Consider the following 21900-nt stretch of genomic DNA (forward strand, 5'->3'; position numbering starts at 1 on the left):
ACCCGCTGCCCCGGTGTTCGAGCCGCGGGGCCGCGAGCCGTTGGAACCAGGGACTCCGGCTCCCCTCAGCCCCGTCCGTACGACACGTGGCCGGACGGGCGGAGGAGGCAACCGGCCACAGCGCCAAAGCACCGCGGAAAGGTCGGGTTGCGCTGTACCTCACGCGGAGACCGCGTGGCCGCCTACTTGGCCGAGGAGAGGCGGCATGATCCCCATTCAGTTGTCAAAGATCCGTCGCTTCCTTCGAGCCCGTTTCACGGAGCCCTCCGGGCGTTGATGCAGGTCAAGCGGCTGTCACCCCGAGATCGAGATAACCATTGCTAACTAGTTTGCACTAGTCTGCTGTGGTGCACAAGCCTTGTGCGGTGATGCGCTCTAGTTCGCTGTGGTGGGTACGCTCAGAGCATGACTGTCACAGGTGGACCCAAGCCGAAAGCGGCGCAGGTCGCGGACGCGCTCCGCGAAGACATCAAGAAGATGAAGCCCGGAGACAAACTCCCGTCGCAGCGAGAGTTGATGGACCGGTTCGGGTTCGCCAGCCAGACCATCCAGAACGGCTTGGCAGCACTCCGCGCCGAGGGACTGATCGTCTCGGCCGGGAACCTCGGGAACTTCGTCAGCGACGGGTCGGCCCCCACCAGCGACGTGCGCGACGACATCAAGGAAATCCGCTCCCAGATTCAGGCGTTGGCTGAACGGGTTGCAGTGCTCGAAGAGCGCTCCACCCCGGATGGTGTGTGATCTGCAACCAGCATGCGAGGGACGGGAGTTGAGACATAAGTGACAACGGGGGGACGACGAAGCAGAGGTGGGGACTTGTCCGGTGACACCCCGCTGTCCCCTTCCCTGTCCCCCCGGCTCGCGGGTGAGACTCGGAGTAGGCACTCGGAGGAGGGCACATGACCGACGACAGGCCCGCATGGGCGCGGCGCATCGCGGCTGAGCGATCGGCACGCGATTGGTCGCAGCGTGAGGCAGTCAGGGCGTTGCGGGCGCACGCTCCCACGGAGCTGCCGGCGGAAGACAGCATGATTCGCCAGTGGAAGCGCTGGGAGTCAGGTCAGATGCCAAACGACTTCTACCAACCGATCATTGCAGCCGTCTTCGGGACCGTGACGCATGCGCTCTTCCCGGCCCCCTCGCGCCGAGATGGAGACAAGGAGATCTTGGCAGCAAGCGGGATGGAGACGCTGGAGATCGTGAGCCGCCTGAACCGGTCCGACGTCGACAACGCCACGCTTGATGCTCTCCGGATCACGACGGATCGGCTCGCCTCGGAGTACCCATTCATGCCGAGCGAACAGCTTCTCATCGAGGGGCGGCAGTGGCTTCGCCGTGTCGTCGAGCTTCACACGAAGAGCCTCACGCTCGCACAGCACCGCGAGGTGCTCGCCTTGTCCGGCTGGCTCGCTCTACTCGTCGGCTGCGTCGAGTACGACACGGGCGACCGTCACGCCGCTGAGTCGACACGCCGCGCTGCCCTCTCTCTCGCGACCGAAGCCGACCACGCAGAGGTGGCCGGGTGGGCGCACGAGATGCGGGCATGGTTCGCTCTCACGACCGGCGACTACCGCGGCGTCATCGCGGCAGCGCAGGCCGGAGCGGACAGAGCGCAGCACCACGGTGTGGCAGTGCAGCTCGCCGCACAGGAAGCCAAGGCGTGGGCGCGGCTCGGGGACCGCCGGCAGGTTGAGGTGGCCCTCGACAAGGGGCGGCGGATGCTCGAAGCGATGCCGCACCCTGAGAACCTGGACAACCACTTTGTAGTGGACCCCGCCAAGTTCGACTTCTACGCGATGGACTGCTATCGCCTGGTCGGTGAGGACAAGCTAGCGCGCACGCTCGCCGAAGAGGTGCTGAGGGCGGGAACAGACTTCGACGGAACCGAGCGCTCACCGATGCGCAACGCGGAAGCACGCGTCACGCTCGGAGTCACGGCGGCACGTGAAGGCGACTTGGAACAGGCACTCACCATGGGAGAACGGGCTCTCGAAGGCGACCGTCAGTCGGTGCCGTCGCTCATCATGACCAGCCGCGAGCTCGCTGCCGAGATGCGGCGCCGGTACAGCTCCGAACCAGCGGCACAGGACTACCTTGCACGGCTCCGCGCACTCGCTGAGCTGAAGCCCGGCTTCCTGCCCCGGTGAGTCGTTCATAGGCAAGCTCACTCAATAGCGCTCCTGGGGACCGCTCCTGCGTCGGCACTCTGACAGTCGCGTGCGGGGACCGACGTGTGAATGTCTACCAGTGAGCGACTCCCCCATTCACGGCATCCGTGCCACAATTTGCACCATCGCCGCTGACGTTGCGCAATTCAGGCATCAAACACCCCATTTGATTCTATAGTTCGCCGACCGCCATTCATTGTACTCAAACAAAGAGTTGATCACGGTTGTCACGGCCGCGATCAAAAATGCCGTCGAAATGCGATCAACCGCCTGACGCGCATATGCCCAATTAGACGTGTGGTCGCCATCCTTGAAGGCAAACATAACAGCCCCTGCAATGAGACAGATTGCGAAGCCGAGCACGGTCACCACAATTAGCTTACCCTCTCGACGTCGGAGCGCTTTCAGATATTGAACCCATCCCAGGCCTGCGACGTGCTCGATACTTCCCTTTTGCAGCTCAATCTCACTGTCTTGCCGACGGATTACAACCTCCGAGGGGTCGAATGAGAACGTTCCGGACAGCCTCTCGACCAGAGCCTCGGCTCCCTCCCGCAGTGCCGACGGCGTTTCAGCAACGAGCCGAACGTTAGCTCTCTTTGGGTTCTCCATGGACACAGTCCCCCAAATTCTGGCCGTGCGATTGATGACGAATTGCGGTGCACCCTGCATCAGCTCGCTCACGGTATTCGGATAGCTTTCGACGATCTCGCGAAGCTTCCTCTGCCCCAATTCATCATTGGCCACGCCCCACCCAATATTTTTGAATACGCCTTCCAGAGCGGCACGATCAAGGTCGCCTGTATCAATGGTCATGAGCAATCGCATAGTGAGGAGCATCGGCGGCACTGCCTCGTAATGGCAACCATTCATCAATTCGTGGGTGTGCCGTTGCTCCACCGGCTGGGTTCCTTCGACCGATGCCGCCTCAGCTCAAGCTCGCCGAAGGGCGATCCAGCTCGTTGGCTCACGTGAGCCCTTACAGCAGCGCGCACTGCGGCACAGTGTCAGACCTGCATGAAGAGCGGAGCGGCGGGGGCCAAACGGGGCAGGACTGCCCGGATAGCGATGGACAAGTGCCGGTAGTGAACGAGCCAGTCAGCGGCTCCGAGACAAGCACCAGGACCCTGATCGCATTCGGGTCGAAGAGGTCCCCCCATCAGATCGAGCGGGAACCACGCGTAAGGACGATCAGCAGGACCGCGCGGTCAGTCGTAGTCCCTGCCACAGAGGGCGCGGTGGTAGCGGAGGTGTGCGTCGTTGATCTGGTGGGCGGAGTGCTGGCGGAGTTCGCCTATGGAGACATCGTCTGCGGTCGTGCGAACTGTGCCGTCGGTGTCGACATAAATCGCGAGTGCATCGAACTGCACGTGGTGGTTCGGGCACAGGACGAGCAGGTTCGAAAGCTTGTCCGGGCCGTTGTGGGGGCGGCCGAGGCCGCGGATGTGGGCGGCCTCACTGTAGGTGCCGAATCGGGTCGGCAGCCGCAAGCCGCAGACCTGGCAGTGGTCGCCGTGCAGTCTTTTCACTGTGGCCGTGAGCTCGGGGTCGCGGACGATGCGAGAAAGGGTCACCGTGCGCCGTGAGGCGGGGTCCAGTTCCGTCTCCTGCCCCTCTATGTCGTCCGGGACGCCACTTGCGCTTTCGTAACCGGCCAGCCCCAACCGCTCCATCAGTGCATGGTGGTCGATGTCGGCAAGGTAGGTCTCCCGTAGGACAGCGACCGCCTGCGACCGCACGAAGGGATCGTCCAGCAGGAGCGCTGCCTGCTCGGTCATGCCGGCCTCAGGGTTGGTCCGGTCGAATGTTGCGGCGTGGGGCTTGGCGGACTGCTCGGGCGAGAGGCCGTGTACATCCCACAGTTGACTCGTCTGCAGGTGCCAGAAAGGGTACTCGGGGGTCACGGAGGACTCGGGAAGACCGAACTCGGTGAGCAGCCCTCCTACTTCGTCGCGGAACTGCCTCCACGGTGCGAGAGGAGGCTTTCCGTTGGCGATTCTGGAGATTCCCCACAGCAAGGCCAGTGGTTTGTGCCTACTGGGTCGGCCGTTTTTCTGGTGGACTTTGAGGTTCCTGAGCATGTCCAGGAGCATGCTTGCGGTCAGCTTCTCCCCCGACCCAGTCGCGCCGGAGGATGCTGAAGCGGTGCCGTCCGGCCGGCGGGGCGCGGGAAACAGTCCCGGCGACTCGCGGCCGTCCTCGGCCGAGTGCGGGCGAGAAACCCGGTCTCCTTCAGAACGGCGTGTCTGCCGGCGCACATCGGGCAGCGCCGCATTTCCGAATTCCACCCAGGCGCGCCATGAAAGCGGAGCGTGCTCGAGCGCATCGGCGGCCGAGAGCCCGGAATTGCCCCGGGCCCCAATCCAAGCCCAGTCGACCCGATTGTCCTCTGCACTCAGGTCCAAGACGGCCAAGTCGTAGCGGTAATTGGGGAAGGGCCTCCCCTTGTCCTCCTGCTCGATCTGCTCGGCGCGCTCAATGACGGCCACGCCACAGAACTCGACGTACCCCTTGGGCGTCTTGTTGCGAGTAACCGCTGCGAAGACCAGCAGCGGTACGGCGAGAGCACGCTGCTTCGCGATGGCGGCCCGATGCTCTGCGAAGGCCTCCAACAGCACCGCGTTGCCCTGCGTGCTTCCCACGGGCACCGTGTGGTCGACTCTATGGTCTCCGAAGTAGCGTACGTGGCCGTTGTCCAGGTCGAACGCGTCGTGCCAGGGAGTCTCGGCCGTCCCAGCCTTCCATGGGCTGGAACGGATCAGGATCGCGGGACGGCGTTGCCCCTCCGGCGCCTTGACCTTGGCGGTCGGGTTGATGCCCTTGCTCAGCTGGATCTGAGCCAGGTTCCGGGAAGCCGTAACGTGGTGGATGTTCCGGTACCCATCGATGACCGGTATCGCCGGGTCCCTGTTCTGGGCAGACCGCAGCACTTCACCGACACGCAGCTGGCTTCCCACCGAGCCTCCCCTGATGGCCTCGCTCTGCGGCACAGATCTTGCCAGGTCTGGGGGCAGCATCGCGATATGGATGCACGTACCGAGGCTGGCCGGAGGTTTTGTGAGGGCAGGTGGAAAGCTGGGCGACCCCAGTTGGCCTGCGACTGGGCCTCGATCGGGCGAGCGGGAGCGGCCGCGCACGGTACGCGATAGAGCCCCATCACAGCAACGTCGTCTCGCCGCATAAACGCAGGTCAGCAGCGGTGTACCAGATCTTCTTGACATGCCCTCCGGAGCCGTGTGCGCAGGTTCGAATCCTGCCGGGGGCACTTCCGGATAGACCTTCTGACCAGCGGAAACGCTGAGCGGGAGGTCTTTTTCCTGTTTGCGCCCCGCGGGGGCTCCACGCCGTTTTGGGTGAGTAGCCATGGGCGTCGACAGGCTCGTGGGTGTGGCACCTCGTAGGACTGCCGCGGCGACGGCAGACCGGGTTCTCGGTCGCCGCGCGTGCTGTGGGCCAGCGGCAGGCCGCACGCGTGACGCTCAGCTGCTGGCAAGGCAGGCAGCTGTGCACACCCAGCGGGCTGCACGAAGTCGAGCCGCCACAATGCCCGTGATGCGTAAGCTGAGCAGGCTCAGGATCGTACGGTGAATACGGGGGAAGGGCAGCATGGACGACCGGCTTCGCGACGGCCATGAACGCCCAGACTCTGAAGCAGCAGTACAACTCGATCACCGACCGCCGAAACAGGATCGCCCACGACGCGGACCTGCTGGACAGCGACCTCAAGCGCCGCCGCCCCATCTCCGACGCGGACGTCACCGACGCGATCGACTGGATCGAGCGGATCGAGCGGATCGCTCTGGCCATCGCCAAGGTGCTGGGCTGACGACACTTCAGGAAGTCGGTGAACCATACCCCCTTGAGCGTGGCGAGGAAGGCCCTGGAGAACATCCCGCGACGGATGCCACTACCTAGGCTGTGTGCCACTACAACCGAGCGCCGGGAGGTTGTCCGGAATGCCCAGGACCACACAGCTGCGTACGTACAGCGTCCGGGACGGCATGCTCGATGAGTGGGTAGAGCGATGGCGAGCGGAAATCGTCCCCCTGCGCCTGGAGTTGGGTTTCACCATCGGCGGGGCGTGGGTGGACCGGGAGCGCAACCAGTTCGTGTGGCTGATCTCCTACGACGGTCCCGAGACTTTCGCGGAGCGCAACGCGCTGTACTGGTCGTCGCCCGAGCGCGAGGCGATGAACCTGGACCCGGACGACTACCTCGTCCACACCGACGACCACACGGTCGAGCAGGTCTACTGACTCACGGCTGGTCGAGCGGCAGCATGTGGTGCCGTCGTTCCTCTTCCGTGAGCGTGCGGAAGACCCGACCCCGCGCGACTGCTTCCAGACGGTCGTAGTCCGGTTCCGCGGCCCACACCCGGGCCGTGCCGTCTGCGGACCCGGTCAGCAGCCGCGCGCTGTCACGGGACCACGCCACCGAGGTCACCTTGTCCTGGTGGACGCCGACCACGGCGACCTCTTCGAAGGTGGCCGCGGACCACACCCGTACGGTGCGGTCGTCGGAACCGGTGGCGACATACCGGCCGTCGGGCGACCAGGCGACGGCGCGGACCCGCCCCTCGTGGCCTTTCAGCACCTCGATGCGGCGCCCCGTGACCGCGTCCCATGCGGCGGCCGTCCAGCCCCCGGCGGCCGTCGCGACGCGCGTCTCGTCCGGGGACCAGGCGGCGTCCTCCACGTAGTTGTCGTGCCCGCGCAGGACGGTGAGTTGCCTGCTCTCGGTGGTGTCCCACAGTCGGCAGGTGCGGTCGTCGGAGCAGCTGGCGAGCAGTCGCCCGCTCGGCGACCAGGCCACGCGCCCCACCCAGTCCTGGTGCTCCGCGAATTTCATCAGCTCAGCGCCGCCCTGCGCCGACAGGACGCGTACGGTGCCGTCGTGCCCGCCGGTGGCGAGCCGCCGACCGTCCGGGGACCAGGCGCACCCTTCGACGACCGCCGCGTGCTGCTCGAAGAGTGTGCGGCCCGCCCCGTCCACGACACGGAGCAGTCCGTCGTTGGTGCTGAGCGCGAGCCGGTCGCCGTGCGGCGAGCAGGCCACACTCCACACCCGGTCCTCCAGTGTGACCACGGGCCCGGCAGGAACACCCGTCGTGGCGTCCCAGACCCGCACGGTTCCGTCGTCCGAGGCGGTGGCGACGCGACTGTCGTCGCCGGACCAGGCTGCCTCGTTCACCGGCCCGTCGTGCCCGTCGACCAGTACGGCCTCGGCGCCGCGCGGCCGCAGGTCCCACACGATCCCGTTGCCGTCGGTCGAGCCGGTGGCGAGCTGTGTGCCGGTGGGGGACCAGGTCACGCCCCACACGGTGTCGGTGTGTCCGCGCAGCACAGCAAGAACCTTCGCGTCCTCGGTGCCGACGATGCGTACCGTCCGGTCGGAGGAGACGGAGGCGAGCATGCGGCCGTCCGGCGACCACGCAAGGTTCCACACGTAGTCGGTGTGGCCGCGTAGCAGGAGCCGGAGGTCCCCTGTCGCCGCGTCCCAGATGCGGGCCGTGTGGTCGCCCGAGCCGGTCGCGAGCCGGCGGCCGTCCGGGGACCAGGCGACGCCCTCGACGAAGTCCGTGTGCCCGGTCAGGGTCACGGTGGCCGTGCCCGCCGTCCGGTCCCACACGATCACCGTCTGGTCATGGGACGCAGAGGCGAGACGGCTGCTGTCCGGGGACCAGGCGACGCCCCAGACGTCGTCACTGTGCCCGCGCAGCTCGTGCACGAGCCGGCCGGTCGCGGCCGCCCAGACCCGTACCACGTGGTCCTTGAACGTGGCGGCGATGTGCACTCCGTCGGGCGACCAGGCCACCTGCCTGCCGATGTCCCCGGCCCCGGTGAGCAGCCGGACGGGATCGCCGGATGCGGCGTCCCAGATCCGTACGACGTGGTCCCGGCCCGCGGTGGCCAGCTGCGCCGAGTCGGGCGACCAGGCGACGGACTCAACCATCGCACCATCGGACGGCAGGACGTGGAGCGGGCGCCCCGACCGGGCATCGTACAGGCGGGCGGTGCCGTCCCTGGACGCCGTGGCGAGCAGCCGTCCGTCGGGCGACCAGGCGATGTCTCGGACGGTGTCCGTGTGCCCGTCGAGCCGGATACGCGGGTGGCTGGCTGCCAGCGCCGCCATCAGGCTCCGCCGTGCCGACGGCGTCGGCGTGCACTCGCCGAGCGCAGCCAGGGAGAGGAGCAGTGCGCGCTCCGGCTCGGCCTCCGCGCTGCCGAGGGCCTGTCGGCCGATGCTGTCGGAGACGCGGCTCAGGAACGCCAGGTCTTGGCGCTGTGAGGCCTCGACGAGCGCGCGGGCGGGCGCCGATGTCTGACCGGCCTCGTCCAGGGCTTCGAGCCAGCGCTGGGCGATGGTGAGCCGTTCGCCGGCGAGGAGGTAGTCGGTACTGCGCCCGGACCGCTCCCAGTCCTCGGCCCACCGCTCCAGCTCGGCGCGCTCTCGCAGCCGCTCGGCCCTGGCCTCGACCTCTTGCCGCAGCGGAGCCCACTGGCGGAACAGGGCTTCGTGTGTCACCTGTACGTATGCCTCCTGGGCGCCAGCCGCATCCCCGCGAGCGTCGGATCGCAGCAGCCGGGCGTCGATGAACGCGTCCACCACGTGCCTCTCCCGGTCGGTGAGTTCGGGCAGCGGCACGTGGCGGCGGGTGACTTCCTGCCCTTCCGCGGTGACGAACTTCAGCAACACGCGCAGGACGAAGTCGATGCCGTCGCTCGTGCCGAGACCAGCCACGGTGTTGTCGGCCTGCCGCGCCAGGGCGCCCGGTACACCGCCGAGTTGCCGGTACAGCTCCTGAGTGACGGTTCCGCCGGGGCCGGAGGCGAAGTAGAGCTCCTGGAGGAGGTAGGCGAGTAGCGGGAGGGCGTCGTCGGTGCCCGTCTCGTTGACGATCGTGTTGACCACGCCAGGCGCGAAGGAGAGGTCCACCAGGGCGCCGGGGCGCTCCACCACCTCGGCGAGCTGTGCCCTGCCCAGGGTGCCGATCGCGATGGGGTGCTGGACGAGTTCGGCGTGCTCGGTGCCGAGGAGCCGCCCCAGGAGGTCCACGCGGAGCGTGGCCAGTACCCGGACCGAGGTTTCCTGCTCCAGGCAGGCGCGCAGGGCGGCGAAGAACTGGGCTCGTTCCCTCTCCCCCGCAAGGGTGACGAGCTCCTCGAACTGGTCGACGACGACAAGTGTCCGCCGGAACCGTCCTCCGCGCAGCCGGGACAGCTCGGCCCGCAGGCCGTCCGGGCTCTGGCGCAGCCGCCGCAGCACGACGCCAGCCGTTTCCTGCCCTCCGGCGGCGACCGCGAGTGACGCGGCCAGGGCTCCGAGTGGATTCGGGCCGGGCGAGAACGGCGGCACGACCGTCCAGCGACGCTCCCGCAGCCGGGGCAGAACCCCGGCCCGAACGAGTGAGGACTTCCCGCTGCCGGACGCTCCGGCCAGGAGGAGGAACCGGTCGGCAGGCCGTGTCACGGTGGCGTGCAGCCTGCGTGTCAGCTCGGCGGCCTGCGCCTCCCGGCCGAAGTAGACGGCCGCCTCGTCCTCGTCATACGCGTCCAGCCCAGGGTAGGGAACCCGGTCTCGCGGCCAGTCGACCTGCGGCGGCGCGGGGTTCTCCAGCCGGTACACGACAACCTGCCCGACCACCATGGCCACCACCAGCAGCCCGATGGCCGGTACGGATGCCCGCTGGATGACCTCCAACACCCATGGCGCATCGTCAGTGCTGGTGGCGTAGTTGGTGGCGATACCGAGTAAGCAGGCGACCAGCGCCAGCATGATCTGAAGCGCGACCTGCATGCGGCGTCTCATCCGGCACCACTCACGACCGCGTCACTACCCGCCGACACTCCCCTGCCCCCGATCCGCCGGCCCCGAAGAACCGGCACCGCGTTTCCTCGGCCCTCACCACGAATGGGAAGGGCACATGGTCATCTTCCGGGGCAGCCAGGGCGCGTTCAACGGTACGTGCCGGATCCGGCCACAGCAGGTCACACCGGCGTGGATTCGGTAATGCCCTGCACTGTCGCCGACATGGGATCCGGTCGGGGGCGGAGACCTCAAGCGCCGCCATCTCCGACGCGGACGTGACTGACGCGATCAACTGGATCGAGCGGATCGCTCTGGCGATCGCCAAGGTGCTCGGCTGACATCGCCTCAGGTAGTCATAGGTCCGTTCACCTTCAGCGTGGCGAGGAAGGCGGTCCAGGCGGGGGCCGGGAAGAGGAGGGCGGGGCCGTGCGGGGTCTTGCTGTCGCGGACGGGGACAACGGCGGGGATACCGTCGGCGACCTCGACGCAGTTGTCCGCTCCGCCGTCGCTGTAGCTCGACTTGCGCCAGGTGACGGCACCAAGGTCGAGGGTGCGGCTCATGATCGGTGTTCCTCCAGGATGTGCTCGATGAACGCCACCGAGTCCAGTGGCGTGAGCCCCGTGTCTCGGATCCGATCGTAAGCCAAGCGGTACTTGAGGATGTCTTCCGGTTCCTCAAGCAATTCGCCCGATGTATTGCCTTCCAGATAGGCAACGGAGGTGCCGTCCGGCTGCCACAGCAAGTGGAGCGAGCCCCTGTTGAGGGGATGAATGCCCGCGCTGAACGGCAGCACCTGGATGGTGATTGACGGCTGGGCGGCCGAATAGATGAGATGCATCAGCTGGTCGTCCCAGATCTTCGGGTCGTCGACGGTACGCCGTAGCGCCGCCTCGTCGATGATCGCGCGGACAATCGGCCGGGGTTTCCGATGCAGCAGTTCCTGTCGGCCCATGCGTGCGACGACCTGTTCCTCAAGCTCCTCCTCATCACCCTGTGTCTGCCACAAGGACAGGGAGACCCTGGCGTACGCCTCGGTCTGCAACAGCCCTGGGATACCGGGTGTGTACATGTGCATCACATTGGCCGTGGCCTCAAGCCGCATAAACGCCTTGTACTGGTCCTTGAACACCTCCATTCGGGCCAGCTTCCACAGCCGGACCAGCACATCCCCCGTGCCGTAGTACGCGTCCAGGCCCTCCATGACCGGCCGCTTGGCGATGCGTTCCGCAGCCTCCAACCGGTACAGGTAGCTCTTGTCGTAGTTCGTGTCCTCGGCAAGCTGACTCAGCGTCTTGCCCGCCTTCTCGCGGAGGAACCGGAGCGTGCTGCCCAGTGCGCCCCGCGCGGAGTCCTCGTTCTCGTCCGGCTGTACTTCCATCGGTCCCTCTTCCCCCTCAGCCGCTTGCGCTGCCGTGCGCGCCGACAACGCGTCGGCCCTGGTCAAGCCGCCTGCGCATGGTGATGGTTTGAGTACAGCACGTAACAACTGACCGGAGCAGGCGAATGACGGACAACCAACTCGAATCGGCAATGGACGGAATCGGCCAGGCCGAGGTCGTACGGGAGGAGCTCGCGACGGCGCTCAAGGAAGCCGGCATCACGCTGCCGTCGCTGGGGCTGGACGCTCTGACGCTCGCCGGGTACCAGCCGGTGCCGCGGATCGACCTCGGGCGCTGCAACCTCTCCACTGCCCGCCTGCTCGCTGCGGCTCTACGGCCCGAGGGAACCAGCCGATGAGCGAGGCTACGGAAGCGCTCACCCCTGAGGAACAGCGCCTGATGCTGCGGGTATTGGCAGGCTTGAGGAAGTTGCCTGATGAGTGAGGGCAGTGGGCAGTACGCCCGTTGGATCGCCGGGCGGGAAGGGCTGGTCGTTCGAGCCGGGCCGCCTGTGGAACCCGAACCGGTCCTGGAGCCGGAAGGTGACCGGCCGCCGACGCTTCTGGAACCGGCGCGACTGGGAGACAGACGGCCACAGTTCCGGGAGCTGAGCGAGCGGCTCCGAGAGCTGAACCACTGGAGCAGTCGTGGTGACGGTCCACGGTGAGCCGGGAGCGACAGGTGGAGTGGCTGGCCGCGCCACGAGGCACGCCGGCCATCCCACGCGGCACGGTGGTCCGGGATCTGCGCTCCGGACGCGTCGGAGTCCTCCAGGACGTCACGGCGTACGTACCTCCCTGGCGTGGAGACCAGCGACCCCAGTTGCTCGCGTTCATCCGCCCCGTCGGCGGGGGCCGCGAATGGACCACACCACCGGACCAGTTACAACCGGTGAAGCACCCCGACGAGACGTGATCTGGATGCCCGGCGGCGCGGCCCGGAACGGGAACGGGACGCTGGTGGCATGAGAGGTAGGATAAGGAGCATGAGTGAGCCTACCCAGAAGTACTCGATCACGATGCCCCGGGACATCGCCGAGGCCGCCCGCGCGCGAAGCGGCCCTTCCGGTCTGTCCGCCTACGTGGCCGCCGCCGTCTCCCGCCAGATCGAGCGCGACAATCTCAACGAACTCATCCAGGTCGCCGAGGCGGAACACGGACCCATCACCGAGGACGAGATCCAGGCCTTGCGCGACCAGCTCCACCAAGCACGTCGACAGCAGGGCGGCGATGGGGCGAACGCAGCGTGACACGTTCCACCGCCGCTCCGGGCGGCACGCTCGTCCTCGACAGCGAAGGGCTGGCCAAGGCCGTGCTGCGAGACCGCGCGGTCACCGCCTGGCTCGCCCTCGCCCGCAGCGACGACCTCCGCGTGATCACGTCCGCGGCCACGCTGGTGGAAGTGGTCCACCCCCGAATCAACCGGCCGGCTCTGGAGTGGACCCTGTCCCGGCTCGTCGTCGAGCCGGTCACCGAGCCGATCGCCCGCCACGCCGCCGGCCTCCTCGCCGACTGCGGCCTGCACGGCCACAAGTACGCCATCGACGCCATGCTGGGCGCGACGGCGCTCGCCGCCCCCGGGCCCGTCACCCTGCTCACCTCGGATCCCGAAGACCTCACCGCACTGTGCGGTGGGCGCATCACCGTCATCGAGGTCTGACCCCGGTAGTGGGCGGCGCCGGACCGGCTACCTGTCCAGCGTGGGCAGGGCCGGGCGTTTCCCGCCTCCCGGGACGCTGGAACGCCCTGCCTGCCTCCTGACCGGCTGGGTCCGGAGGGACATGGCGCGTACGTATATCCGCGCCGGCCTGACAGCGCCGATCAGGATCGGGGCGTCCTGGCTCACAGACCGTGTTCGTCCATCAGCCGCAGCAGGTTCCGCTTGCGTCTCTGGGTGGTGCGCAGGTCGGTGACGTACGTGGTGAACTCGTCCGGTGTGCCCAGGCGGCGATGACAGTCGCGCAAGCCCAGCAGCAGGCTGACGAGACCCTCGTACACCGCGTTGCCGGTCTGCCGGGTGAGCGGCTCGACCAGGCGAAGGTAGACACCGAGGGCGTCGGCGGGACGGTCGGCACGGGCCTGGTCGGCGAGGGTGAGCCACTGCCGGTCGTAAGCCCCGGTTTCGGTGGCGGCTCGCCATGCCTCGTCGACGTCCCTGTCGTCCAGCAGGACGTCGACGAGGACGGGGCCGCCGTGTGCGCCCTGCTTTCGTCCGGCGTCGGCACGCAGCAGGGCCAGCGCTCCCTCGCGTTCGGCCGGCCAGCAGCCGGCGGCTCGCGCGGCGGCGCGCAGTTGCCGGTAGGTGAGCAGGCTGCGGCGAGCCCCGAAGTGGTCACGGCGCAGGGCGACGGCCTCGGGCAGCCGGTCCGCTTGCGCGAAGCGGTCGGCGAGGTAGTCGACGAGGGCTGTGTCGACGGCATCGAGGTCTTCGGTGTCCCGCACGCCGCGCACCGCCCAGGACAGGGCTTCGGCGGGCCGCCCCGCGGCGTCCAGTTCCCGGGCGATGACCAGATGGGTGTGGCCGTTCGGTGCGAGATCGGCGGCGTGCAGGGCGACCACCGCGTCCACATCGCCCCTTGCCTTGGCCAGGCGCTCCATCAGGTACTTCTCGGCCCAGCCGGTACGGTTGGCCCGCCACGCCTCGACCGCGAGTGCACGCAGGACGGTCATCCCCCGCTCGCCGAGCGCCTCCTCGTAGTCGAGCGGATCGATCTCGCTGAGATCGTCGTCATCGCCGAGCAGATGGCGGACCAGCCAGCGCGCGAGATCCTCCGGGTCGGGGCTCGCGGCACGGCAGGCGTCGAGGTGGGCGTCCGCGAGGTCGGCACCGATCTGCCCGAGCCATCCGTCGGAGTCGTCGACGCTCTCCACCGCCTCGGCCAGCAACCGCATCGCGTCCCGTGCCAGGATGACCGCATCGCCTGCCCGCCCCGAGCCGGTCAGTGCCGTGATCGCGGACACCGCCTGCCCGGCCTGCTCGGAGTAGGCGCGGGCATCGGCGTACTCGACGTACCCGTACTGTGCGAACGGGCCGATGTCGAGAAGCTCACGGACGCGGCTGCGGACACCGGCCAGGTCCCCTCGGGCGCTCGCGGCCCGCAGTTCCAGGCGGCGGCGCAAATGCTGGTCCTCGGCGACCTGCTCCTTGACGAGGGCGAGCAGGTCGTCCCTCGACAGGTTGGACAGCCAAGCGTCGAGATCCTGTGCGCGATCCTGAGCACCCTTCCGCTGCTGCGGCAGGCTCTCCCGCCGGGCGAGCAGGGTCAGGCCGAGTGCGACCAGGTGCTTGCAGAAGTTGCCCTCCAGACCGTAGGGGCAGTCGCACTCACCGGCCATGTCCGTGGAGCCGTCGAAGAGCAGTTTCACCCTGTACTGCTCCGTGCCGTGGACAGTCGCGGTGATCCAGTCGCCACCGACCTCGATCCCGGTCACCGCGTCGAGGTAGCCGAGCCCGCGCTCGAAGGAACGGGCGCCGGCCAGCGCCTTGAGGTTCGCCTCGGTAAGGCCGTCCACGACTCTTTCCATCCCTGCCCTACTCCCGGCCTCGCTCGTGAGGGCCGTCAGCCTACGACCGATGGTCTGCCCTGTCCGGCGATCCGCCCGAAGGAACAGCCTCATCGGTGACCTGTCCGGCACGCCGCGCCGGCCGTCCCTTTCCCCAACGCGATAAGTAAGGCATTTCATTCGTGCGGGACATACACGGGATCCCGATGCTGACCGTCCGTCAGGCAGGCGGTCGACCTGCGAAAACGCCTGGGAACTGCCCGGCCTCCGGAGCCGTGTGCGCAGGTTCGAATCCTGCCCAGGAGAACCTCCTGCGCAAGCAAAGCTGCTGGTCAGACAGCATATGTCCGCTTGACACCTGCAGGCTCGCGATGCAACGAACTGCTCCCTCTCAGGCATCGCCGCAGGTCAGAAACGTGTTGTCCATCTGTTGACCGTGCGCAGGTTCATCCCCACCCGGAAACCCGCAGGAGGGGAAGGCTGCCCAGGCTGGCTCGCCAGGCGCGGGCAACACGATGTCTCTCTGCCGGGTGCACGCGATGCCCATACTCTCGGCATCGTCCCCATCCTGCCCACCAGACCCCTGGCGCTGGCAAAAAGCAACGCCTGCTGGTCGTGGAGGGTGCGCCTTCAGTACCTCATCAAGTGCCCGTCAGCAGCCGGCCGACGAAGTCCATGTGCTGCGTGTGCCCCGCCTGGAGCCACGTCTCGGCATTGCCGGAGCCTTTCGAGCCGTCACCGTACGCGCAGGCTCGCAGCCAGCGCTCACCTTCGGCGTGGCCCGGATCGCCGAGTTCGCGGAAGTCGTTGTGCTCGACTATCCAACGGGCCTGGGCGCGTACCCGGGAGACGTGGTCGGGGCCCCTGGTCGGTGCTCGGGCGATGAGGAAGCCGTCCGGTGTGGTGTAGCGCAGCAGGCTCCAGCCCGGGCCTGGTTGCCGGACGGGGGCGATGTTGGCGCTGCAGGCGTGCTCCACGGAGTAGTCGCCGTACACGATCCTCCTCGCCAACTCCGGGCGGGCGGTGCCCACCAGGTGGTGCAGCCGCCAGTCGTGGCGCACGGCAGTACGGGTGGGTTGCATGTCGATGTCGTCCATGACCCGGGGGAAGGCGCCGGCTGTGAGGACGAGCGTGCGCCACGGGACGAGGGCGCCGAGGAGGTCGATCGCGATGAGGGCGGTCTTGACGGCTTCCCCGGCGTCCGTGACCGGTCCGAGGTCCAGAATGAGGTCGAGGCGGGAGGGTGGCAGGCAGAGGCGGTCGATCAAGTCGATGAGCTGCGGGCGGAGGCTGCCGTGCGGGTCCAGGGGCTCGTGGAGCGCGAGCCGTATGCCGAGGCTGCGACCGCTGAGGAAGGCGAGGTCGGCGGCGTAGCGCTGGTGCCTTGGGGCGCGCTCGGGCCCGGTGACCAGGCGCAGGCGGCTTCTGACGGCTAAGTGCCACAGGCTGTCCGCGGACCCGTGGATCAAACGCTCGACGTGGGCCGCGTCGACCCAACCGGGATTGTCGCCCATCGTCTCGATGAGGTCGTTCACGCGCGGGGCGAGCCAGTCACTCAGCAGGGTCTCGTCGGTCTCCGGGTCGGACACCGGAGGTGTGTCCCGAAGACGCTCAGGCCCGACACGCGGTACCACGGTCCACAACGGCTCGATCCGGCGCCTTACCGACGCGTCCACATGTTCGTAGGCCCGCCTGGCGGCTCGGGTGGTCGGCAGTACCGGTACGTAGACGGTTCTGACCATCGCGGCTCCCCCGTCGGTCCCGCAGCATGGGCGTATCGCGCCTGATCGAAGGGTGCGGGGAGAGCTTTCATGACGAAAGAGGGCCATTCAGGCCACGGCGGCGGTTGAACCGCGTCGGCGCGCCCGTGCACTCACCCCAGCGGGGCCTGTCCTCGACCGTCCGATCCGCGTCCCGCCCTGCTCTGCCAGACTCGACGGCATGCCGAAGAGCCGTGGCCGCCGCAAGCCGGGTGGCGGCAAAAAGCCCGTACGCCGTTCGCCGCATCCCCTGCGACTGTCAGATCGTGTCCTGCGGGAGGCCCGAACGCAGCGTTTGGAAGACAGGAATGTCCTCGCGGTGGAGGCGTGGGCGAGCGGGTGTCTGGGCGAGGCGTGGCTGGCCGCCGGGATGATGGAGCGCGAGCCGGAGCAGACGCTATGTCTTGACGTGGTGGGACGGGCTTCGACGACACCGTCCCCGCATGGTCTTGCCGCGGTGGCCGCGCTGGAGCGGGTCGGCCCGCCCGACAGCCGCTCCCTGCTCGGCGAGACGGTGGAGATCCTCGCCGGGTCTCAGCCGCTGCCCGCCTGGCACGCGGCCGCGCCGCACCGCCCGGTGCGGGCCTGGCGCGCTGTGGATGTGTGGGACAGCGAGCGGGTGCTGTTCGTCGAGTACGACGGTCCCGTCCCGCACACGCTGATGGCGCAGATCAGCGAGGTCGGCGGCACGATGGTCGACAAGCTGGCGCTGCTGACGCCGGCGGCGGCCGAAGCATGGGCAGCGATGCGGAAGGACGGCGAGGTGCCGATGCCGCCGACCGAACAGGACGCGGGCGAGGTGCTCGCGGATCTCGCCCTGGCGCTGCGGCTGACGGACATGGCCTGGCCCCGCCAGGACGACGAGGCCGTCGTCGCCCTGCGGGCCCTGGCCTGGGCGCGCTGCCGAGACCACCTGCCCGACTGGCCCGAACACCAGCCGCTCGACGAAGCCGAACGCGCCCGTCTGCTGGACGCGTTCATCGCCTTCCGCACCGATGCGGCGCAGGAAGCCGACACCGTCAGGTCGCTGGCCGATCTGTTCCTGGACTACGGAGAGAACTACCTCAGCCGCGGTCCGCTGTGCTGGAGCCCCGGCCAGGTCGCCTGCTTCCTGGAGGACTGGCTGCCCCGCAAGGCCGTGCTCGATCAGGAGCACCGCATGCTCTTGCCCGCCGTGCTGACGCAATGGGTGACTTTCGCGCTCACCGAACGCGGTGTCGAGGAGCCATGGATCTCTCCCGTCGTCGCCGCAGTCGATGCGCACGCGTCCGCCTTTCGCACGGCCTTCGACGACGAGGAGGCGTGGGGTCCGGCCAAGCAGATCTCGGCCGCCCTCGCCGCGCGGGGCGTCGACCTCACCGACCGCGATGCCGTCGACGCCGCCGTGCGCACCCTCAACGCGGAACGGCTCGCCCAGCAACTCACCGGTCGGTCCCGGCCGTCCGGCTCCTGACACATGCCCCAGCCGGACGCGCGCCGCGCTCGCAGGCGGCGGCTCGCGTCGTACGGCGGAAACTTGAAGAACTGGCAGGAAGAAGTGGACCAGAACGGTTCCCCCACGGCGCTCCCCTCGGTCGGAAGGCTGGTGGCACGGAGCGGAGATCTCAAGAGCGAGCTGGTGGCGTTCGCGCAGGGTCCGCGCTTCGCCCGGCGACTGGATGCCCGGCTCGACGAGGCCGAGGACCGACTCGGCTTCCTGGACGAGGCAACCGCCATCCAGACGATCGATCACTTCGCGCTGCAGTACCGGCTGGCCGACGGCTCCACAGTCGTCGAGCAGTTCGTGGCCCAGCGGCGGCCGCCGCTGTCGCAGGACGAGCGTGCGATGCTGCTCGGCTGGCGCGACGTGGTCGAGGGGCTTTTCGAGGTACAGGGCCTCGATCGAGGCGCCGCCATCCTGCACAACCTGCTGGACGACCTCGTCTACCGGGTCCACTCCAACCTGGGGCGGCGTGCTCTGGGGAGTCTGCGCAACGGGATGTTCGTTGCCGCGCGCATCGTGCCCGTCCACCCCGACACCGACGCCTGGGTGGTCAGCGGCAACCTCACCACCTACCCGCCTGGCGACGGTTCGGAGTTGGCGCAGGTCGCCGCCCAGACCCTGGCTGTCAATCCGCAGCTGCTGCGCCGCAATCCCGAGATGCTGCGCATGGCCTGGGAGATGCAGGCCGAGGCCCGCGCCGACTTCGTCGAACTGTTCGGCACCGACCTGCTCGTCCTGGACCCGGCAGAGGCGCAAGTCCGATTGCGGGAGTATCACCGTCACCGGCAGGAGAAGGCTCTCGCCGGACTTGACGCCAAGGCCGCCGCAGAGGCGAGGAACAGCGGGATTTCGCTCGACGAACTCAGCAGCCTGCCCGAAGAGCTTCTCGACGCGGACGACGTCGCTGTGATCTGTGACGAGACCGAAGGCATCTGCTACTACGCCGACTTCGGCCGCCTCGACGCGCTGTTGGCCGATCCCGCTCTGGCCCGTAACCGCACCTACCTGACGCAGCTCCGGGAGTACCTGAACGACGACTCCGTCTCCCCCATGGTCATCCGCCGCCTGGTCCAGCGGCATCCCGAGAACGCCGACGCCGTGTTCCGCGCGCTCCTGCGCAAGCCCGCGTTCACCTGGGAGCGGGATGGGGAGGAACTGCTGCGCCGTCGCAAGAAGAGTCACTGCACACACGAACCCCTGCCAAGCATCACCCCCGTCGGCGCCCGCCTCGCGGAACTCCTGCGCGCGGAAAGGCACCACGGACGATGAGGCCCACCACCACCGCGCTCACCACCATGGTCGCGGAGGCGATCGTCGATGCCTACGACGAGTACGAACAACTCGCCGCCCTCCATGCAGTCATCGAGGACCGCCTCGCCCTCCCGTTCGACACAGCCGTACTCGGCGTCACCGTGACCGTCACCGCCGTCCAGCTCCGGTCCGGCAGCGGCATCGTCGCCCTGTGCAGACGCGGTCGACACCGTCAGGCGATCGGCCTCCTCGACCTACCGCTGCCCGAACCCGCGCCTGAGGGGTGGGCCTGGGCGGAGGCCTACCGGCACTGGGCATCCTGAGCCACGTACCCCATGCCTCACCGTCTCTCCGCTACTGCCAGGCGCGGACCAGATCTTCAGGCCCCCAGTGGGCCGCAAGCGGCAGACTGCCGACGACACTGCTACGGGACACCGCGACCAGCGGGGTGTCCCGCCCGGCACCGGGCACCGCGAGTACGTCCCGAGCGAGGGCGTCGTATTCGCGCCGGCCGAACGGCTGGGACTCCAGCCACTTGATGGAGCCGACAAAGTGCACCGCGCCCGCCACGGGTTCACGGTCGGTGCCGACCAGGTCGATCTCGGGGTTGTTCTGCCGGTTCCACCAGCCGCCGACCGCCTCTGTCTCCGGCCATCGTTCGTCGGGCAACAGCCGCAGCAGCGACTCGCGGATGAGCGGCTCGACCGCGCGCCCCCGCCAGGTGGTCCAGGACCGCTCGATGCGCTCCAGGGCAAGATCGCCCCGGCCGCGCTCGATGAGCGGGATGCCCCGCTGCAGGAAGGCCAGCCAGAAACGGAGATACGGATCGGCGATGCGGTAGCGCTTGTTCTTTGTGTCGGCCTTCGCGGACAGCGGCAGGTCGGCCGCCAGAACCCGCTTGGCCTGCAGGGTGTTCAGCAGCGGGGACAGCGTGCCCGATGGCAGGGCACCTGTTCCCCCGGCCTGTGCAGCGATGGTGGAGAAGGTCCGCTCGCCGCTGCCCACCGCCTCCAGCACCGCCCGCGAGTGCGACGCCTCGGGGAACTCCCCCAGCAGCGACAACTCGCCCGCCACCAGGAGCGGAGACAGCGGATTCGCCACGGCCTCGCGCAGGAAGTCCGCCCGGCCCATCCCGGGCCGCCACGACTGGACGATTTCCGGAAAGCCTCCCGTGATCAGCAGCGCGTCCACCGCGTCCGCCGCATCCAGCCCGGTCATGGCCTGCACATCGCCCAGGTGCAGCGGCCGTACGGTCATCTTCGCCGCCCGCCCGAAGAACGGGCGGCCATACGACTGCAGCGTCTCCATCACCGACATGTCGCTGCCGACCAGGATGAGCAGGACCGGCTTGGCGGACAGGTGACGGTCCCAGACGGTCTGCAGAGCCCCCTCGAACTCCGCGTCCTGCTCAACCAGCCACGGCACCTCGTCGATCACCGCGATGCTCGGGACGTCGTCCGGAACCGCGACGGTCAGTGAACGCAGCGCCTGATTCCAATCCGCGGCCTGCAGCCCGGCCACCAGCTCCGCCCCCGGTAGGGCGGACTGGGCGATCGCCCCAGTGAAGTCCGCCCGCTCGGCCACGGCATTGCGGCCCCGGGTCGCCTGGAAGACCACGTACGGAACCCGGGACCGGTCACAGAACTCCTGGACCAGGCGAGACTTCCCCACCCGGCGCCGACCGGTCATGATCACGGCGCGCCCACGGGTAGCACCCGCGCCCTCGATCACCAGGCCCAGCTGTCGAGCCAGCAGATCCAGGTCAGCCACCCTCCCTTTGAATTCCACAGGCAGCCCCTCACGGCAGAACACAGTTTCGATATTACGTAGATTGAATCTTACTTAGATGGTAGCTCGCTTCCTGTGCCAGCGTGAAACCGTTGAACCCGTCGGAAGCATGGACAGGCGCGCCACACGATTCCGGGCCTTGGGCAGATGCGCCGGCATCGGTCCAACCAGAGAATCCCGCAGGTCACAGGCGGTCCGGCACGGCCAGCCCTCGCTTGCGGCTCCTGCCAGGACTCGAACCTACGGTCAATCACCGCCGACCTACCGATTCAGCCGAACAGCCGTCTCGATCACCAGCTGCCCGCTCCCGCCCAGCGGTCCTCCCTCTGCCCATGCTCCGCGTCCCCCGCCGGGGGCACTTCGCCTCAACCAGCACGATGATGCGGTTGACCAGCGCAGATGCCAAGCGCGAAGAGCGGGAACCAGTCTCACTGGGTCCCGCTCTTTGTCGTTGTTGCGCGCTGATCGCGATAGACCTGCGATAGAGACTCATCCCAGGCATCGGCTGCTGGCCGCGCCTTGCTAAGGCGCGGCCAGCAGCCCAAGGACCCGCGGAACTAATAGTGCTGTAGCCACCACGCGCCGGCCGCTACTGCGGCACTGCCTGTCGCAGTGGCGGCACCACGAATCAGTGCGAACAGGACCACCCGCGCAAGCCGCTGGGTGGTCTTCGTCGTCCACATGCCGTCTGCCCTCCTTTGCCTCGCCGGACCGTCCGAGCGGTGCACCGAGAGCATCACCTCCAGCTCCGGGGCCCT

General features: G+C 68.1%; 18 protein-coding genes. 10 read left to right on the forward strand and 8 right to left on the reverse strand.

From position 1 onward, the window contains the following. Nucleotides 1-405 precede the first annotated feature (405 nt). Nucleotides 406-741 (forward strand): winged helix-turn-helix domain-containing protein, encoded by a 336-nt coding sequence (locus ACWGI8_RS11625; protein WP_453660024.1) that lies wholly within the window; start codon nt 406-408, stop codon nt 739-741. Nucleotides 742-899: 158 nt separating this feature from the next. After that, a complete protein-coding gene (locus ACWGI8_RS11630; RefSeq protein WP_453660026.1) occupies nt 900-2147 on the forward strand; it encodes an XRE family transcriptional regulator in 1248 nt (415 codons plus the stop codon). Nucleotides 2148-2321: 174 nt separating this feature from the next. Here the strand turns inward: ACWGI8_RS11630 and ACWGI8_RS11635 are convergent, their stop codons facing one another. Next, the gene (locus ACWGI8_RS11635) at nt 2322-3068 is read right to left on the reverse strand and encodes a hypothetical protein (RefSeq protein ID WP_453660028.1); all 747 of its coding nucleotides are present in this window, start codon (nt 3066-3068) and stop codon (nt 2322-2324) included. A 308-nt stretch (nt 3069-3376) separates the two neighbouring features. Continuing rightward, a complete protein-coding gene (locus tag ACWGI8_RS11640) occupies nt 3377-5125 on the reverse strand; it encodes an HNH endonuclease (RefSeq protein ID WP_453660030.1) in 1749 nt (582 codons plus the stop codon). A 674-nt stretch (nt 5126-5799) separates the two neighbouring features. Between ACWGI8_RS11640 and ACWGI8_RS11645 the strand changes: the two genes are divergently transcribed. Both ACWGI8_RS11645 and ACWGI8_RS11650 read left to right on the forward strand, forming a co-directional pair. After that, nucleotides 5800-5994 (forward strand): hypothetical protein, encoded by a 195-nt coding sequence (locus tag ACWGI8_RS11645; protein WP_453660031.1) that lies wholly within the window; start codon nt 5800-5802, stop codon nt 5992-5994. Nucleotides 5995-6124: 130 nt separating this feature from the next. Further along, the gene (locus ACWGI8_RS11650) at nt 6125-6424 is read left to right on the forward strand and encodes an NIPSNAP family protein (RefSeq protein WP_453660033.1); all 300 of its coding nucleotides are present in this window, start codon (nt 6125-6127) and stop codon (nt 6422-6424) included. A 1-nt stretch (nt 6425) separates the two neighbouring features. Here ACWGI8_RS11650 and ACWGI8_RS11655 read toward each other — a convergent pair whose 3' ends face one another. From ACWGI8_RS11655 to ACWGI8_RS11665, 3 genes are all read right to left on the reverse strand, one after another. Next, nucleotides 6426-9965 (reverse strand): nSTAND1 domain-containing NTPase, encoded by a 3540-nt coding sequence (locus ACWGI8_RS11655; protein WP_453660034.1) that lies wholly within the window; start codon nt 9963-9965, stop codon nt 6426-6428. A 357-nt stretch (nt 9966-10322) separates the two neighbouring features. Next, entirely contained in the window at nt 10323-10538 is a 216-nt protein-coding gene (locus tag ACWGI8_RS11660) for a DUF397 domain-containing protein (protein ID WP_453660035.1), read from the reverse strand. Further along, nucleotides 10535-11356, reverse strand: a complete 822-nt coding sequence (locus tag ACWGI8_RS11665; protein WP_453660037.1) for a helix-turn-helix domain-containing protein — start codon at nt 11354-11356, stop codon at nt 10535-10537. Before ACWGI8_RS11665 ends, ACWGI8_RS11660 begins: the two co-directional genes overlap by 4 nt. A 125-nt stretch (nt 11357-11481) precedes the next feature. On the opposite strand from ACWGI8_RS11665, the gene ACWGI8_RS11670 reads away from it, so the two are divergent. The 3 genes from ACWGI8_RS11670 (at nt 11482) to ACWGI8_RS11680 (ending at nt 13016) form a co-directional block, all read left to right on the forward strand. After that, complete coding sequence (locus tag ACWGI8_RS11670; RefSeq protein ID WP_453660039.1) at nt 11482-11715, forward strand: hypothetical protein; 234 nt, start codon at nt 11482-11484, stop codon at nt 11713-11715. A gap of 627 nt (nt 11716-12342) precedes the next feature. Next, nucleotides 12343-12606, forward strand: coding sequence for a CopG family transcriptional regulator (locus ACWGI8_RS11675; RefSeq protein ID WP_453660041.1), 264 nt, complete (start codon nt 12343-12345; stop codon nt 12604-12606). Further along, nucleotides 12603-13016 carry a type II toxin-antitoxin system VapC family toxin gene (locus ACWGI8_RS11680; RefSeq protein ID WP_453660043.1) on the forward strand — a complete coding sequence of 138 codons (414 nt, stop codon included), beginning with the start codon at nt 12603-12605 and terminating at the stop codon, nt 13014-13016. The genes ACWGI8_RS11675 and ACWGI8_RS11680 overlap by 4 nt, the downstream gene beginning before the upstream one ends. A 182-nt stretch (nt 13017-13198) precedes the next feature. Here ACWGI8_RS11680 and ACWGI8_RS11685 read toward each other — a convergent pair whose 3' ends face one another. Together ACWGI8_RS11685 and ACWGI8_RS11690 are read right to left on the reverse strand one after the other, a co-directional pair. Beyond that, nucleotides 13199-14869 carry an SWIM zinc finger family protein gene (locus ACWGI8_RS11685; protein ID WP_453660044.1) on the reverse strand — a complete coding sequence of 557 codons (1671 nt, stop codon included), beginning with the start codon at nt 14867-14869 and terminating at the stop codon, nt 13199-13201. A 632-nt stretch (nt 14870-15501) separates the two neighbouring features. After that, nucleotides 15502-16689, reverse strand: a complete 1188-nt coding sequence (locus ACWGI8_RS11690) for a beta family protein (protein WP_453660046.1) — start codon at nt 16687-16689, stop codon at nt 15502-15504. 112 nt (nt 16690-16801) lie between these two features. On the opposite strand from ACWGI8_RS11690, the gene ACWGI8_RS11695 reads away from it, so the two are divergent. The 3 genes from ACWGI8_RS11695 to ACWGI8_RS11705 all read left to right on the forward strand — a co-directional run bounded on the left by ACWGI8_RS11695 (nt 16802) and on the right by ACWGI8_RS11705 (nt 19677). After that, nucleotides 16802-18073: a hypothetical protein gene (locus ACWGI8_RS11695; RefSeq protein WP_453660048.1), complete on the forward strand. Its 1272-nt coding sequence runs from the start codon at nt 16802-16804 to the stop codon at nt 18071-18073. A 63-nt stretch (nt 18074-18136) separates the two neighbouring features. Then, a complete protein-coding gene (locus tag ACWGI8_RS11700; protein WP_453660050.1) occupies nt 18137-19372 on the forward strand; it encodes a hypothetical protein in 1236 nt (411 codons plus the stop codon). Further along, nucleotides 19369-19677: a hypothetical protein gene (locus tag ACWGI8_RS11705; protein WP_453660051.1), complete on the forward strand. Its 309-nt coding sequence runs from the start codon at nt 19369-19371 to the stop codon at nt 19675-19677. Before ACWGI8_RS11700 ends, ACWGI8_RS11705 begins: the two co-directional genes overlap by 4 nt. A 31-nt stretch (nt 19678-19708) precedes the next feature. On the opposite strand, the gene ACWGI8_RS11710 is transcribed toward ACWGI8_RS11705, so the two are convergent. Then, nucleotides 19709-21142, reverse strand: coding sequence for an ATP-binding protein (locus ACWGI8_RS11710; protein WP_453660052.1), 1434 nt, complete (start codon nt 21140-21142; stop codon nt 19709-19711). Between the last annotated feature and the right edge of the window lie 758 nt (nt 21143-21900).

It is taken from the genome of Streptomyces sp. NPDC054841 (genome assembly GCF_053611045.1).

Coding starts and splice junctions, on each gene's coding strand:
- ACWGI8_RS11665 (WP_453660037.1), bottom strand. CDS start 11,356: ATGGAAGTACAGCCGGACGAGAACGAGGACTCCGCGCGGGGCGCACTG.
- ACWGI8_RS11630 (WP_453660026.1), top strand. CDS start 900: ATGACCGACGACAGGCCCGCATGGGCGCGGCGCATCGCGGCTGAGCGA.
- ACWGI8_RS11695 (WP_453660048.1), top strand. CDS start 16,802: ATGCCGAAGAGCCGTGGCCGCCGCAAGCCGGGTGGCGGCAAAAAGCCC.
- ACWGI8_RS11655 (WP_453660034.1), bottom strand. CDS start 9,965: ATGCAGGTCGCGCTTCAGATCATGCTGGCGCTGGTCGCCTGCTTACTC.
- ACWGI8_RS11650 (WP_453660033.1), top strand. CDS start 6,125: ATGCCCAGGACCACACAGCTGCGTACGTACAGCGTCCGGGACGGCATG.
- ACWGI8_RS11670 (WP_453660039.1), top strand. CDS start 11,482: ATGACGGACAACCAACTCGAATCGGCAATGGACGGAATCGGCCAGGCC.
- ACWGI8_RS11625 (WP_453660024.1), top strand. CDS start 406: ATGACTGTCACAGGTGGACCCAAGCCGAAAGCGGCGCAGGTCGCGGAC.
- ACWGI8_RS11705 (WP_453660051.1), top strand. CDS start 19,369: ATGAGGCCCACCACCACCGCGCTCACCACCATGGTCGCGGAGGCGATC.
- ACWGI8_RS11660 (WP_453660035.1), bottom strand. CDS start 10,538: ATGAGCCGCACCCTCGACCTTGGTGCCGTCACCTGGCGCAAGTCGAGC.
- ACWGI8_RS11690 (WP_453660046.1), bottom strand. CDS start 16,689: ATGGCCCTCTTTCGTCATGAAAGCTCTCCCCGCACCCTTCGATCAGGC.
- ACWGI8_RS11645 (WP_453660031.1), top strand. CDS start 5,800: ATGAACGCCCAGACTCTGAAGCAGCAGTACAACTCGATCACCGACCGC.
- ACWGI8_RS11675 (WP_453660041.1), top strand. CDS start 12,343: ATGAGTGAGCCTACCCAGAAGTACTCGATCACGATGCCCCGGGACATC.